Raw genomic sequence first — 1,443 nt, 5'->3', positions numbered from 1 at the left:
TGTACTGCACCCATTTTGTTGGACGATGAAATGGAATAGTCCCTGATATGTCAAAGCCAAAATACCCCTTCGAAAAGCGCCTTGAAGTCGTGAATCACTACTTCACAACTGATGATGGTTACAGGATCATCTCTGCACGTTTTGGTGTGCCTCGAACACAGGTCAGGACGTGGGTTGCCCTCTATGAAAAACATGGAGAAAAAGGTTTAATTCCCAAACCTAAAGGCGTTAGTGCTGATCCAGAGTTGCGCATTAAGGTCGTGAAAGCCGTGACCGAGCAGCAGATGTCCCTCAATCAGGCTGCTGCTCACTTTATGCTTGCTGGTAGTGGTTCTGTAGCCAAGTGGCTGAAAGTCTATGAGGAGCACGGAGAAGCTGGTTTACGCGCACTCAAGATCGGCACCAAAAGAAACATTACAATGTCAGTTGATCCAGAAAAAGCGGCGTTAGCATTGGAGCTGTCGAAAGACCGACGTATTGAGGATCTTGAAAGACAAGTTCGATTCCTTGAAATGCGGCTTACGTATCTAAAAAAGCTGAAAGCCTTAGCTCATCCCGCGAAAAAGTGAAAGTACTCAACGAGCTAAGGCAGTTTTACCCTCTTGATGAGCTTCTCAAGGCAGCGGAGATACCGCGCAGTACGTTTTATTACCATCTAAAGGCTCTCAGCAAGCCTGATAAGTATGCGGATGTTAAAAAGCGTATTGGTGAGATTTATCACGAGAATAAAGGTCGTTACGGATACCGTAGGGTAACGTTGTCTCTCCATCGAGACGGGGAACGGATTAACCATAAAGCCGTTCAGCGCCTGATGGGAACCCTCTCGCTTAAGGCAGCGATTAAGGTCAAGCGATACAGCTCCTACAGAGGAGAGGTAGGGCAAACCGCCCCCAATGTTCTCCAAAGGGATTTCAAGGCTACACGGCCAAACGAGAAGTGGGTTACCGACGTTACTGAATTTGCAGTCAATGGGCGAAAGCTGTATTTGTCTCCAGTAATAGATCTCTTCAACAACGAAGTTATTTCTTACAGCCTGTCGGAAAGACCTGTGATGAACATGGTCGAGAATATGCTCGATCAGGCATTCAAAAAGCTTAAGCCTCACGAGCATCCTATTCTGCACTCTGACCAGGGATGGCAGTATCGTATGAGAAGGTATCAAAACATCCTTAAAGAACAAGGCATTACACAGAGCATGTCCAGAAAAGGCAATTGTCTGGATAATGCAGTCGTGGAATGTTTCTTTGGAACCTTAAAGTCGGAGTGTTTTTATCTTGACGAGTTCAGTAATATAAGCGAACTGAAGGATGCTGTTACGGAATATATTGACTACTACAACAGCAGAAGAATTAGCCTGAAATTAAAAGGTCTGAGTCCAATTGAATATCGAACCCAGACCTATGTGCCTCGTGTTTAACTGTCCAACTTTTTGGGGTCAGTACA

The 1,443-nt window shown here is 45.3% G+C and carries 1 protein-coding gene; it reads left to right on the top strand.

What is annotated here, in order from left to right; all coding sequences use genetic code 11:
• Window positions 1–47: 47 nt before the first annotated feature.
• Window positions 48–1,417 (top strand): IS3-like element ISKpn8 family transposase gene (locus tag ACVCAM_RS26360; protein ID WP_085949440.1). Its coding sequence is split into 2 segments (ribosomal slippage): window positions 48–528 and window positions 528–1,417, totalling 1,371 coding nucleotides; the frame shifts between segments, so codons are not numbered across the junction.
• Window positions 1,418–1,443: the final 26 nt, after the last annotated feature.

The sequence above is a fragment of the Enterobacter sp. CFEC122 genome (genome assembly GCF_052983755.1).
Note: the sequence above shows the minus strand (reverse complement) of the source record. Positions and strands in the feature narration are given on the sequence as shown.